Source organism: Mesorhizobium sp. P160219, assembly GCF_057786095.1.
In genome coordinates this window covers 2,718,581-2,730,543 of record NZ_JBYNWG010000001.1, presented here as the reverse complement: position 1 = coordinate 2,730,543, position 11,963 = coordinate 2,718,581, and the positions used below count along the sequence as shown (strand labels likewise).

Sequence of the window (11,963 nt, the reverse complement as noted above, 5' to 3'; positions counted from 1 at the left end):
CCTGGAAAATGAGTTAAATCCACGTTGGCCCTTATATGCGCTCCCATAGGAAGAAATTCCAGTGGCGCGCAGGCTTATCGAGGGTTGAAATTGCGATGCCCGCAAACCTCGAAAATCAGAGCGGTTTGAAGTCCTGCATGTGCCAGCCGCCGGCCGCGGCGATGCACAATTGCCCCTTGAACAAAGCGACGCCGTCGAAGCTTTCGCGCGAGGCGGTAAAGCTGCGGCAGGCCTGGCCGTTGTCCTGCACTTCGGCGAGTTCGGTGATGGAGCCACGCGAGCCGGTGTAGGCATTCGCCCACGGCACGGCCTGGCCGCGAAGCTCCTCGATGTCGGCCGAAGACACCGCATTGCCGATCGTGGTCTGGTCGGAAGCGCTGTCGGCGTCCGTCGATGTCACCCTGGCCGGCGCGCTTGAGGTGACGATGGAACGATCGACCTCGGCCTTTTCCAGGCTGAAGCCGCCGGCGCCGCAGGCGGCAAGCGGCAGTGCGATAATCACGATCACGGCTTTCGAACTGGCCGAAGCGATAACGCTCCATTGCCCGCTGTCAAAAGCTTGCGCGATACGCGACAATCGGCAACCTCCTGAAGCTCGAGACAATTTGAGAAAAACTATGAGTGACACTGAGTTAACAAGTAGTGACTTTACCGAAGCCGCCGAGCCGTTCCGGCTCTTTGCTGAGTGGCTGGAGGACGCCAAGAAAAGCGAAATCAACGACGCCAACGGCGTAGCACTTGCAACCGTCGATGCCGACGGCATGCCGGATGTGCGGATGGTGCTGCTCAAGGGCTTCGATGAAAGCGGCTTTGTCTTCTACACGAATTTCGAGAGCGCCAAGGGCCGCGAGATTCTTGGCAGCATGAAGGCGGCGATGTGCTTCCACTGGAAATCGCTGCGCCGCCAGGTGCGCATACGCGGTCCGGTGGAGATCGTCAGCGACGCTGAAGCCGACGCCTATTACGCGACGCGGCCGCGCGGCAGCCGGATCGGCGCATGGGCTTCGAAACAGTCGCGGCCGCTGGAAAGCCGCTTTGCCCTGGAGAAGGCGGTGGCCGAATACACGGCGCGCTACCCTATCGGCGAAATCCCGCGGCCAAAGCACTGGTCGGGCTTCCGCATCGTGCCGCAGGCGATCGAGTTCTGGCACGACCGGCCATTCCGGCTGCACGATCGGCTGGTCTTTTCGCGCAACGCCGAAGGCGGCTGGGACAAGACACGGCTTTATCCCTGAGGATAAGTTCAGGCCTTCTTGCGCGTCATGAAGGCCGTCAACGCGGCGCGCGCTTCGTCGGACTTCAGCCGCTCGGAGAAATGCTCGCTCTCCACCTTGATGCGGGCGACAAGCTCGTCGCGCGGGGCGCGCATCAGGTCACGAGCGATCTTCAGCGCCTGCGGCGGCTTGGCGGCGATCGCGCCGGCCGCGGCGAGTGCCGCGGCTTCTAGCCCGTCCTCCTCGACCACCTCATAGATCAGGCCGGCGGCCTTGGCGCGTTCGGCGGAAAAACCTTCGCCGAGTCCAAGCAGCGCAAAGGCGCCCTGCCTGCCGAGGATGAGCGGCGCCAGCAGGCTGGAGCCCGCCTCCGGCACCAGGCCGAGGTCGACGAAGGGTGTGCGGAACACCGTGCGCGGCGTGGCGAAAGTCAGGTCGCAATGCAAATTGAGCGTGGTGCCGATGCCGACCGCAATGCCGTCGACGCCGGAGACCATCGGCTTCTCCGTTTTGGCCAGCGCCATCAGGAAGTCCCAGACCTCGTTGCCGCCCTCACCGCCGGTGGCGATGACCAGGAAATCGGCGAGATCGTTGCCGGAAGAGAAGGCGCCAGGCACACCGAGGAAGACATGGACGCGAACCGCCGGGTCGGCATCGCCATCGGCCAGCGCCTTGGACATTGTCGCGTACATGGCGCGCGTCAGTGCGTTCTTCTTGTCGGGACGGTTCATGCGGATGATCTGGATGGCGCCCTGGCGCTCGACGAGGATATGGTCTGTCACGGTCATTCTTCCCTGGTGAGCGCTCTGGTATTCAGGCCGTTATCAGCGCCTTGCCGGCGGTAGCGAGGCTCTCGGCGCCATCGATGACGCGTTCCTTCAAGGCGCTGACTTCGCCGAGCAGGTTTTCGGCGAAAAAGCGGCAAAGGGCGATGCGGCTCTGCTGGGCAAGTCCGCCACGCGCCAGATAAGCGCCGCCGGCAGCAAGCGAGATCAGCCTGAGATAGGGGGTCGCACCGGCTTGCGCTTCGTCCAGACGGCCGTCGGCCAGCAGCTTCTGCAGGAAGCGCGTCGCCTCGGTGAGATCGTCGAACGCCTGGTCAAGCGCTTCGGCGGTGCGGCCGAAGCCCTGCAGGTTCGAGGTCCGCACCTCGTCGGCGATGGCCTTCAGTTCGGCGATATAGCCATGCACATGCTCGCCGCCGCCAAGCGGCAATTTGCGGGCTACAAGGTCGATCGCCTGGATGCCGTTGGTGCCTTCATAGATCGGCGCAATGCGGGCGTCGCGATAGAGCGCGGCCGCGCCCGTCTCCTCGATGAAGCCCATGCCGCCGTGGACCTGGACGCCGAGCGATGCGACATCGACGCCGATATCGGTGGAAAAAGCCTTGGCCAGCGGCGTCAGCAGATTGGCGCGATCGCGCCAATGCGCGGCCTCCTCGCCTGTCGACACACGCGCGAAGTCGATGGCATAGGCGCAGGAATACGAGATGGCGCGGGCGATCTGGGTCAAAGCCTTCATGGTCAAGAGATTGCGCTGCACGTCGGGGTGATGGACGATCGGCGCCATCCCGGCGCCTGAAAAGTCCGATGCCTTGCCCTGGCGGCGCTCATTGGCATAGGCGATCGCCTTCTGCGTCGCGGCTTCGGCCACTGCCACGCCCTGCATGCCGACGCAAAGCCTCGCGTTGTTCATCATGGTGAACATGCAGGCGAGCCCCTTGTTCTCCTCGCCGATCAGCCAACCGATGGCGCCGGGCGCAGCACCCTGGAACCCGTCGCCATAGATCATGGTGCAGGTCGGCGAGGCATGGATGCCGAGCTTGCGCTCGAGGCCCGAACAGAAGACGTCGTTGCGGGCGCCGAGCGAGCCGTCATCATTGACCAGGAATTTCGGCACCAAAAACAACGAAATGCCGCGCGTGCCGGCCGGCGCATCCGGCAGCCGCGCCAGCACCAGATGGATGATGTTGTCGGTGAAATCATGCTCGCCATAGGTGATGAAGATCTTCTGGCCGAAGATGCGGTAGGTGCCGTCGCCGGCAGGCTCGGCGCGGGTGCGCAGAGCGGCGAGATCGGAACCGGCCTGCGGCTCGGTCAGGTTCATCGTCCCCATCCATTCGCCGGAGACGAGCTTTGCCAGATACTTTGCCTTCAGCGCTTCGGAGGCATGCTTGTCCAGCGCCTCGACGGCGCCCATGGTCAGCGTCGGGCCGATGCCGAAGGCCATGGCGGCGGAGTTCCACATTTCGAGCGCGGCAACGCCGAGCATGGTCGGCAGGCCCTGGCCACCGAATTCTTCCGGTCCGGACAGCGCGTTCCAGCCACCGCCGATCCAGCTGCGGTAAAGCGCCCTCCAGCCGGGCGGCGTGGTCACGGCTGCATCCTTCAGCACCGCGCCGTGCTCGTCGCCGAGCTTGTAGAGCGGCGCCACTTCCTCGCTGGCGAAGCGGCCGGCCTCGGACAGGATGGCGTCGACAAGATCTTCGCCGAGGTCCCCGAACGCGCCGCTGTCGAGTGCCGGCTTGAGCCCGGCGACATGCTTGAGCGTGAACGAAATGTCGTCGACCGGGGCCTTGTACATGCCGCTTCTCCTCCGCTGCTCCGATCGCTCGATCCTAGGACCCGGGCCGATGCAAAACCATCCGCCTCTGGGCGGCCTCCGACCTTTTTTTTACGTAAACGTCAAACTTTGTCACGCGGATTTTGTAGCGAACTCCGTCGTCCACGGGTGGAGCGGGAGCGTAGCGGACGCCGAGTACCATGTCGCGACCTCGCGCCGGGGCGCAACGGTGCAGAATTCTGCGCCGTGGCAACGCTTCGAAGTCGCGGAATGCATACTATGGTCTGCGCCGCGTCGCTTCGCTCCTTGCTTCGCCATAGAATGACGAAATCGCGAGAGCGATCAGGACTCCTGCCCGAAAGCACTTCCTTAACCATACCGGTCCACCATCGGTGTTTGGTCAGCGGGGATCCCCTGTTTGAAAACGCCGGCGCATCTTCTTCGCCGCTCAGCGATCGCTCTCGTGGCGATGATGGCGCTGACGTCAGCGGCTACAGCCTCGGACTTTTCCGAGCCTTGGCGGGATGGCGACCGCGCGCTGGTGGTCGACGCCTATGAATACAATTCCATCGACTGGGCGCAGCTTGCAACCGACAAGCGCATTGTCGGCTTCATCAACAAGGCCTCCGACGGGCTGCCGCCGCCCTATTTCTGCTACGGCGACGAGCCTACGGTCAAACTCTGCAAGACATTGTGGAAACGCTTTGCGGTGACGCGCGAGCTGTTTCAGACGCGCAAGGTGGTGGCCAAGGCGCTCGGCCTGAAATGGGGCGCGTATCATCTTGCCCGCCCCGGCAATCCGCTCGAGCAGGCCAACAGTTTCATCGATTTCGCCGAGCCAGCCCCTGACGATCTGCTCGCCCTCGATCTCGAAGGCAACGACCCCTCGCAATGGATGTCGCTCGAGGATGCCGAGGAATTCGTGCGCCAGGTGCACCGGCGGCTCGGCCGTTTCCCGATCCTCTACACCAACGGCAAGACCGCCCAGTACATCGCCGACAACCGCTACCAATACCGTCTGCTGTCGCGGCTGCCGCTCTGGTATGCGCGCTACAAGCCCGACATCGACGTGCATTTTCCGATGGGCAACTGGCACGGCTATGCGCTGTGGCAGTTCTCGGCGCAGGCCAATTGCGGGCGCCTGCGCTGCCCCTACCGCGTCGCCGGCACGCCCAACGACATCGACGTCAACGTCGCGCCGATGGACGCGGCGGCACTGCGCCAGCAATGGCCCTTCGGCGGCCTGATCGACGTGCCGCCCGACTACCTCGCCTCGATACCGGTGCCGGTGTCGCGCGCGGCCGGGCTCGCCGGCAAAGTCACCATCACATACGGCGATGTGGCGACGCCACCGACGGTCGAGGAAATGGTGGCGGTGCTCGGCGCGCGCTGGCAGACATTCCGCGCCGCCTTCCGCATGCCGATGGTCAAGACGGTGCCGCGCCGCGCGCGCTTCGGCATTGCCGAGTATGTCGCCTGGAAGCGGACCACGTATCGTTCGGAGGCTCTGCTCGAGGCCGCCTTCTCGCAGGCCGCCGACCCGGTCAGCACCGCTTCGACGGAACTCGTTCGCGAGCGCTGAATTACACGGTAGCGCCGGCTTTCTCGCGCGCCACCGCTTGCCAGCCTATATCGCGACGGCAAAAGCCTTGCGGCCAGTCGATGCGGTCGAGCGCGGCATAGGCGCGGCTCTGCGCTTCGCCGACCGTCTTGCCCGGCGCGGTGACGTTGAGCACGCGGCCGCCATTGGCGACCAGCGCGCCGCCATTGATGGCGGTGCCGGCATGGAAAATCTCAACGCCGTCGCCAGCGGCTTCGTCGAGGCCACGAATAACCGAGCCCTTTTCCGGCGTGCCGGGATAGCCCCGCGCCGCCATCACCACGGTGAGCGCGGCATCGTCGCGCCAGCGCACCGAACTGTGCGCCAACTGGCCGTCGACGGCGGCGTTGAGCAACACCAGCAGATCGTCCTTCAGCCGCATCATCAGCACCTGGCATTCCGGATCGCCGAAGCGGGTGTTGTATTCGATCAGCTTCGGTCCCTTGTCGGTAATCATCAGCCCGGCGAACAGAATGCCGGCGAACGGCGCGCCAAGCTCGGCCATGCCGCGCATGGTCGGCTCGACGATTTCGCGCATGGTGCGCTCGACCATGTCAGGGCTCATCACCGGCGCCGGCGAATAGGCGCCCATGCCGCCGGTGTTGGGGCCGACATCGCCATCGCCGACGCGCTTGTGGTCCTGCGCGGTGCCGAAGGGAAGCGCTGTGGTGCCGTCGCACAGGCAGAAGAAACTCGCCTCCTCGCCGGTCATGAATTCCTCGACCACGACTTCGGCGCCGGCGTCGCCGAAGGCGCCGTCGAAACAGGCATCGAGCGCGGCCCGCGCCTCTTCCAGGGTCACGGCGATGGTGACGCCCTTGCCGGCCGCGAGCCCATCGGCCTTGATGACGATCGGCGCGCCGACCTTTTCGACATAGGCTTTGGCGGCAGTCAGATCGGTGAAGCGGCCGTAGGCGGCGGTCGGGATGTCGTATTTGGCGCAAAGGTCCTTGGTGAAACCTTTCGAGCCTTCGAGCCGCGCTGCCCGCTTCGACGGGCCGAAGACGCGGATGCCCTGATCGCGCAGATCACCGGCGATGCCGGCGACCAGCGGCCCTTCCGGGCCGACAACGACGAGGTCGATGGCGTTGTCCTTGCAGAATGCCGTGACAGCGGCATGGTCGGCGATGTCGAGCTTGACCAGCTCGGCCTCTTTGGCGATGCCGGGATTGCCGGGTGCGGCATAGAGCTTGGTCAAAAGCGGCGAGGCCGCGATCTTCCAGGCCAGGGCATGTTCGCGGCCGCCGGAGCCGATCAACAAAACGCGCATGCCGATGTCCCTTGTCATTTCACGACAGGGACTGCGCTATTGCGCCGAGCGCTACGGGTCAAGAGCTTTACCTTGCGCGATGCCGGTTGCGCACGGGAACGTCGCGCGGCTCAGCTCTGGAAGACGACAGGAAACCAGTCCTCGCGCAGTTTCTGGCCGGGCTTCATGTCATGGCGGGGATAGGGCGGCGAGGTGCGGCCGGGGCGCTCGACATAGCGCGCATCGTCGCCGACCCAGCGCAGCGACAGCGCCCGGCGCCGCGCCGCGGTCAGATTGCCGCGCGCCCCATGCGCGGTCCTGAAGTCGAACAGGATGGCGTCGCCCGGCTCCATCTCCCATTCGAGCACCTTCAGCGACGGGTCGTTGTCGGGATCGGGCACCGGCCGATAGTCACCCTCGCCGGCATAGAAATTGTCATCGTTCAGCCAGCGCACCGGCAAGACCATCTTTTCCCATTTGTGCGAGCCGGCGATCAGCCGCAGCGTCGCTTCCTTGACCGGATCGATCGGAATCCAGAAGCTGACGGTCTGGGTGCCATCGACGAAGTAATACGGGATGTCCTGGTGCCAAGGCGTCGGCTTCTGCGTGCCCGGCTCCTTGACCAGCACATGGTCGTGGAAGAACTGGGCGCTGCGCGACTGCATCACTGCTGCCGCCAGTTCGGCGGCCGGTGAATTGCGCACGACGTCGACGAATTCGGGAATGCGCTCCCAGTTGCAGTAATCGTCGAAGAAGCTGCCCTTGCCATTGGCGATATCGGACGCCGTGGCGCTGCGGTTCTGCATGTTGCGCTCGATGCCCGCGGCAATGGTGCCGACCCAGTCCTTGAACACGCCGCGCACGCAGACCGCGCCATCGCGCTGGTAACCGGCAATCGCTGCGGCGTCGATGTGTCTGGCGGCCATCTCATGTCTCCCCTTGTTTCGATGACCGACTATCGCAGCCGCCGCACATCGTGTAAAATAATAACTTCTCATCTCTCTTATAGCTTTGGCCTATGAACCTGACCCTCACCCAGTTGCGCTATCTCGTGGCTGTCGCCCGTCACGGCAGCGTCACCGCGGCCGCCCGGATGCTGAACGTCTCGCAGCCGTCGATCTCGGTGGCGATCGACAATGTCGAAGCGACGCTTGGCCAGAAACTGTTCGTGCGCCAGCGCGGCAGCGGCATCGCGCTGACCTCGTTCGGCCGCAGCGCGGTGGCCAAGGCAAAGCAGGTGCTAGCCGAAGCGGACGAACTGGTAGGGCTCGGCACGCGTGACGCCGATGTCGGCGGCGAACTTGTGCTCGGCTGTTTCGAGGATCTGGCGCCTTATTTCGCGCCGGCGCTGATCCGCGCTTTTTCGCAACGCTGCCCGGCGGTCACCGTGGTGGTCCGCGACGAGACCTTCGAGACGCTCGGCCGGCGGCTCGGCGATGCGGCAATCGATCTCGGCCTGACCTACGATCTCGGCCTGCCCTCGCACTTCGCCCGCACCCTGCTGCATGAGCTGCGGCCACACGCGCTTCTGCCGCAAGGCCACGCGCTGGCCAGCCAGGCCAGCGTCAGCCTGGCGGAGCTGGCGACCCATCCCTTGATCACCACCGACCAGCCGCATAGCTGGCAGCATATGCTGGACCTGTTCCTCAGCCGCGGCCTGTCGCCGGTCTCGCAATCGACGGCGAGTTCGTTCGAACTGCAGCGCAGCATGGTCGCCAACGGCTTCGGCGTCGCGGTGAGCTACACCAGGCCTTATGGCGACAGGAGTTATGACGGGCTGCCGCTGGTCTGCAAGCCGCTGTCCGATCCGCTGCCGATGCAGTGCATCATCCTCACCCATGACACAAGGCAAAGGCTGTCGAAGGCGGCGCTGGCCTTCACGGAGGTGGCGAAGGAATGGTTTGCCAGCCACGATATTTTCACCGCCTGAGCGACAATGCGGCCGCTTGACGGCGCACGCCGCTGCTGCCACTCCAGCACGATGGAAACCATCCAGTCGAAAGCCGCACAGGGCCGCGTCGCCGACGCGCCGAGCGGCCATTGGGTCTACAAGATATTGCCGCGCTGGCTGTGGCCTTACGCGCAGCTTGCGCGCTGGGACCGGCCGATCGGCTGGCAATTGCTGCTGTGGCCCTGCTGGTGGTCGGCAGCGCTTGCGGCCAGCGCCTATCCGCGCGCAAGCGACCCGCTGCTCACATTGCTCCCGTCGCCATGGTTCCTGTTCCTGTTCTTCGTCGGCGCCGTCGCCATGCGCGGCGCCGGCTGCACCTATAACGACATTGTCGACCAGGACATCGACAACAAGGTCGAGCGCACCCGTTCGCGGCCGCTGCCGGCCGGCAAGGTGACGCGCCGCCAGGCCTGGATATTCCTGGTCATCCAGGCCTTGCTGAGCCTCGTCGTGCTGTTGCAGTTCAACGACTTCGCCATTCCGCTCGGCATCGCCTCGCTGGTGATCGTGGCCGTCTATCCCTTCATGAAGCGCTTCACCAACTGGCCGCAATTGGTGCTCGGGCTCGCCTTCTCCTGGGGTGCACTGATGGGCTGGGCGGTCGAGTTCGGCGATCTCGATGGCCCGGCCATCATGCTCTATATCGGCTCGATCCTGTGGGTGATCGGCTACGACACCATCTATGCACATCAGGACAAGGAAGACGACGCCATCGTCGGCGTGCGCTCGACGGCGCGGCTGTTCGGCGACAACACCAAGACCTGGCTGGTCGGGCTTTATGGCGGCACGCTGGTCTGCTTCGCCATCGCCTTCGCCTCGGCGCAGGCGCCGGTGGTGGCGCTGGCCGGGCTGATCGCCGCCGGCGCCCATATGGCGCGGCAGATAGCGGTTCTGGATATCGACGATCCCGATCAATGCCTGCGGCTGTTCAAATCCAACAACCAGGTCGGCTGGTTGATCTTCATCGGCCTGATCGGCGGTGCGCTGTGGGTGGCGCTAAAGCCGCTGGTGTAGGCTCCCTCTTCCTTCTCCCTTTGTGGGAGAAGGTGGATCGACGCGCAGCGGCAAGACGGATGAGGGGTGCTCCAGCGGAGTGAGGCGTTGGCGTTCCCTGGAACACCCCTCATCCGTCTTGCCGCTTCGCGGCAATCCACCTTCCCCCACAAGGGGGGAAGGAGAAGAGCGCTCTACTCTCTCGAAATAATCTCCTGGCCGTCGATCACCAGTCTCAGCCCGAGATTGCCGGCCCTGCGGCGGGCGAGGAAGCGCGGGCGGCGCGTGGTCGAGACCCGGCCCTTGCGGCGATCCTTGGCCGGCAGCGCCTTGATGGCGGCGCCGAGCGATTCCTCAAGCGTGCGGGCAATGCCGTCGGATTCGATCAGCAGCATCTGCAGCCGGTAAGCATCGGCCCAGGCGCGCCAGTCGGCGGCGACGTCGTCGAGATCGTCGGCCACCAGCAGCGGCACCGACAGCATCGGGTCGTTGTGCAGGAGTTCGAGGGTTACCGTGACATTGCCTTGCGCATCCTCCATCGCGCGGGCGGCGACGCCGCGAAACGCGTTGGCGGGCAGCGCGATGATCGCCGGCACGCCGCTCATCTCGAGCGTGCGGCGGATGACGGCGCCGCGCTGGTCGATGGTGAAGGTAACGTCGCCATAGTCGTCGCGCGTGGCATAGCTCACCACTTGCGGCAGGCGGAATGGGTCGAGGCGCATGTTGCGCCCGGCCCAGACGGGCTTCAATACACTGTTCATCTGCTGCCTTCCTGTGTTTCTCCTGAGAGCCGCTTTCACGGATCCCACCGGGCCAGTTTTCCCGGCCTCGTTGTGTGAAACATTAGCGCGAGCTTCTGCCGCCCGGCTTAAGAAAGTCAGTTAAATTTTGCTGATCTCAGGCGATGGTTATCGGAATGAGACCAGCCACAAAATGTTGAAAGGATCAGATAACCTTACCGGGATTCATGATGCCGGCCGGATCGAAGACGGCCTTCACCCGGCGCATCAGTTCGATCGCCATTGGCGGCGCGGTGGCGATCAGTTCGTCGCGCTTCAACTGGCCGATGCCATGCTCGGCCGAGATCGAACCGTGGAAGGAGCGCACGACATCGTGCACGGCATGGTTCATGGCGTGGTAGAGGCCGAGAAACGCTTCGTCGTCACCGCCCTCCGGCCGGGAGATGTTGTAGTGCAGATTGCCGTCGCCCATATGACCGAAGCAGACCACGCGCGCCTGCGGACTGACCGAAGCCACTGCACCGGCCGCCTTTTCGATAAACGCCGGGATGGATGCCACCGGCACCGAAATATCATGCTTGATCGAAGCACCTTCGGGCTTTTGCGAATCCGGCAGCACCTCGCGGAAGTTCCAGAACGCGTCGCCCTGCGCCAGGCTGGCCGCGATCACCGCGTCGCCGACGATGCCTTGCTGGAGGCCTGCCGACAGCACTTCTTCGATCAGCCCCCTGGCGTCCTCGGCCGAACGGCCCGACGACACCTGCATCAACACATACCATGGCCAATCCTGCGCCAGCGGCCGCGTGACGCCCTGCGCATGGCGCAGCGTGAAATCATACGGACGCCGGCCGATCAGCTCGAAGGCGGTGAGTGCCGCCCCTGCCCGGTCCATCGCCAGGCTGAACAGCGAAAGCGCTGCTTCCGGCGACGACAGGCCGGCAAAGGCCACTTCGCGCCCCTTGGGCTTGGGAAACAGTTTCAGCACCGCTGCGGTGATGATGCCGAGCGTGCCTTCGGCGCCGACGAACAGGTTCTTCAGATCGTAGCCGGTGTTGTCCTTCTTCAATTTGCGCAGATCGTCGAAGACCTCGCCGGTCGGCAGCACCACTTCGACGCCGAGGCAGAGTTCGCGCGCATTGCCATAGGCAAGCACGCCGGTGCCGCCGGCATTGGACGAGAGATTGCCGCCGATCTGGCAGGACCCTTGCGCGGCGAGCGACAGCGGAAACAGCCGGTCGGTGGCATCGGCCGCTTCCTGCAGCGTCTGCAGGATAACGCCGGCCTCGACTGTTACCGTGTTGGAGAAGACGTCGATCTCGCGAATGCGGTTCAGCCGCGACAAAGAAAGCACGATCTCGCGGCCGGATGCGTCAGGCACCTGGGCGCCGACCAGCCCGGTGTTGCCGCTTTGCGGCACGACCGGCGTTCCCGTCTCGCTCGCCAGCCGCATGATACGGCTCACCTCGTCGACGCTGCCGGGACGCAGCACCAAGGCCGTCCTGCCGTGCCACAGCCCGCGCCGCTCGGTAAGATACGGCGCAATATCGGCTTGGTCGCGCAGTGCATATTTTTCGCCGACAATGGCAGTGAAGCGGTCGATGAGAGCGGGATCGAGGTCGAAGGGGGAGTCGTTCATCGGCGCAAACTATGGCGC

Annotated in this window: 11 protein-coding genes; 4 read left to right on the top strand and 7 right to left on the bottom strand. The window is 64.6% G+C overall.

Annotation, left to right across the window (positions count from 1 at the left end; translation table 11 throughout):
* Window positions 1–115 precede the first annotated feature (115 nt).
* Window positions 116–577 (bottom strand): RT0821/Lpp0805 family surface protein, encoded by a 462-nt coding sequence (locus tag AC3EMP_RS13075; RefSeq protein ID WP_023818973.1) that lies wholly within the window; start codon window positions 575–577, stop codon window positions 116–118.
* Between the two features lie 28 nt (window positions 578–605).
* On the opposite strand from AC3EMP_RS13075, the gene pdxH reads away from it, so the two are divergent.
* Entirely contained in the window at window positions 606–1,235 is a 630-nt protein-coding gene (pdxH, locus tag AC3EMP_RS13070; RefSeq protein WP_081725434.1) for a pyridoxamine 5'-phosphate oxidase, read from the top strand.
* An 8-nt stretch (window positions 1,236–1,243) separates the two neighbouring features.
* Here pdxH and AC3EMP_RS13065 read toward each other — a convergent pair whose 3' ends face one another.
* Complete coding sequence (locus AC3EMP_RS13065; RefSeq protein ID WP_031193421.1) at window positions 1,244–1,996, bottom strand: crotonase/enoyl-CoA hydratase family protein; 753 nt, start codon at window positions 1,994–1,996, stop codon at window positions 1,244–1,246.
* Window positions 1,997–2,027: 31 nt separating this feature from the next.
* Complete coding sequence (locus AC3EMP_RS13060) at window positions 2,028–3,797, bottom strand: acyl-CoA dehydrogenase family protein (protein ID WP_352711103.1); 1,770 nt, start codon at window positions 3,795–3,797, stop codon at window positions 2,028–2,030.
* A 448-nt stretch (window positions 3,798–4,245) separates the two neighbouring features.
* Between AC3EMP_RS13060 and AC3EMP_RS13055 the strand changes: the two genes are divergently transcribed.
* Window positions 4,246–5,358, top strand: a complete 1,113-nt coding sequence (locus AC3EMP_RS13055) for a glycoside hydrolase family 25 protein (protein ID WP_352711169.1) — start codon at window positions 4,246–4,248, stop codon at window positions 5,356–5,358.
* A 1-nt stretch (window position 5,359) separates the two neighbouring features.
* Here AC3EMP_RS13055 and purD read toward each other — a convergent pair whose 3' ends face one another.
* Both purD and AC3EMP_RS13045 read right to left on the bottom strand, forming a co-directional pair.
* The gene (gene purD / locus AC3EMP_RS13050; protein ID WP_352711100.1) at window positions 5,360–6,646 is read right to left on the bottom strand and encodes a phosphoribosylamine--glycine ligase; all 1,287 of its coding nucleotides are present in this window, start codon (window positions 6,644–6,646) and stop codon (window positions 5,360–5,362) included.
* A gap of 110 nt (window positions 6,647–6,756) precedes the next feature.
* Window positions 6,757–7,551: a phytanoyl-CoA dioxygenase family protein gene (locus AC3EMP_RS13045; protein ID WP_352711098.1), complete on the bottom strand. Its 795-nt coding sequence runs from the start codon at window positions 7,549–7,551 to the stop codon at window positions 6,757–6,759.
* Window positions 7,552–7,643: 92 nt separating this feature from the next.
* Between AC3EMP_RS13045 and AC3EMP_RS13040 the strand changes: the two genes are divergently transcribed.
* Window positions 7,644–8,555, top strand: coding sequence for a LysR family transcriptional regulator (locus tag AC3EMP_RS13040; RefSeq protein WP_352711096.1), 912 nt, complete (start codon window positions 7,644–7,646; stop codon window positions 8,553–8,555).
* 51 nt (window positions 8,556–8,606) lie between these two features.
* Complete coding sequence (ubiA, locus tag AC3EMP_RS13035; protein WP_031209624.1) at window positions 8,607–9,590, top strand: 4-hydroxybenzoate octaprenyltransferase; 984 nt, start codon at window positions 8,607–8,609, stop codon at window positions 9,588–9,590.
* Window positions 9,591–9,763: 173 nt separating this feature from the next.
* Here the strand turns inward: ubiA and AC3EMP_RS13030 are convergent, their stop codons facing one another.
* Together AC3EMP_RS13030 and AC3EMP_RS13025 are read right to left on the bottom strand one after the other, a co-directional pair.
* Complete coding sequence (locus AC3EMP_RS13030; RefSeq protein ID WP_023668457.1) at window positions 9,764–10,330, bottom strand: DUF6101 family protein; 567 nt, start codon at window positions 10,328–10,330, stop codon at window positions 9,764–9,766.
* A 184-nt stretch (window positions 10,331–10,514) separates the two neighbouring features.
* Window positions 10,515–11,945 carry an FAD-binding oxidoreductase gene (locus tag AC3EMP_RS13025; protein ID WP_023702043.1) on the bottom strand — a complete coding sequence of 477 codons (1,431 nt, stop codon included), beginning with the start codon at window positions 11,943–11,945 and terminating at the stop codon, window positions 10,515–10,517.
* Window positions 11,946–11,963: the final 18 nt, after the last annotated feature.

What these genes read in the sequence shown, in the direction of transcription:
- AC3EMP_RS13060 (WP_352711103.1), bottom strand. Translation starts at nt 3,797, where the DNA reads ATGTACAAGGCCCCGGTCGACGACATTTCGTTCACGCTCAAGCATGTC.
- purD (WP_352711100.1), bottom strand. Translation starts at nt 6,646, where the DNA reads ATGCGCGTTTTGTTGATCGGCTCCGGCGGCCGCGAACATGCCCTGGCC.
- ubiA (WP_031209624.1), top strand. Translation starts at nt 8,607, where the DNA reads ATGGAAACCATCCAGTCGAAAGCCGCACAGGGCCGCGTCGCCGACGCG.
- AC3EMP_RS13040 (WP_352711096.1), top strand. Translation starts at nt 7,644, where the DNA reads ATGAACCTGACCCTCACCCAGTTGCGCTATCTCGTGGCTGTCGCCCGT.
- AC3EMP_RS13045 (WP_352711098.1), bottom strand. Translation starts at nt 7,551, where the DNA reads ATGGCCGCCAGACACATCGACGCCGCAGCGATTGCCGGTTACCAGCGC.
- AC3EMP_RS13030 (WP_023668457.1), bottom strand. Translation starts at nt 10,330, where the DNA reads ATGAACAGTGTATTGAAGCCCGTCTGGGCCGGGCGCAACATGCGCCTC.
- AC3EMP_RS13025 (WP_023702043.1), bottom strand. Translation starts at nt 11,945, where the DNA reads ATGAACGACTCCCCCTTCGACCTCGATCCCGCTCTCATCGACCGCTTC.
- AC3EMP_RS13055 (WP_352711169.1), top strand. Translation starts at nt 4,246, where the DNA reads ATGATGGCGCTGACGTCAGCGGCTACAGCCTCGGACTTTTCCGAGCCT.